General features: G+C 58.5%; 1 tRNA gene. It reads left to right on the top strand.

Features of this window, described 5'->3' with window-relative positions:
• Window positions 1–172: 172 nt before the first annotated feature.
• Window positions 173–246 (top strand) — tRNA-Asp (locus GHN86_RS23270).
• Window positions 247–248: the final 2 nt, after the last annotated feature.

Below are 248 nucleotides of genomic sequence, written 5' to 3'. Positions count from 1 at the left end.
GTAGTTCAGTCGGTTAGAATACCGGCCTGTCACGCCGGGGGTCGCGGGTTCGAGTCCCGTCCGCTGCGCCATATTTGTACAAGTCAGGCTCGCCTGGTTTGCGATTGAAAAGCACCGAAGCTATTCAGTCACAGGTTTAAAGATTTCAAACGGACGCAAGTCCGAGCGATACGCAGCGGTAGTTCAGTCGGTTAGAATACCGGCCTGTCACGCCGGGGGTCGCGGGTTCGAGTCCCGTCCGCTGCGCC

It is taken from the genome of Pseudomonas helleri (assembly GCF_009600315.1).
Taxonomy (GTDB): Bacteria; Pseudomonadota; Gammaproteobacteria; order Pseudomonadales; family Pseudomonadaceae; genus Aquipseudomonas; species Aquipseudomonas helleri_A.
This window is presented reverse-complemented; position numbering and strand designations above follow the sequence as displayed.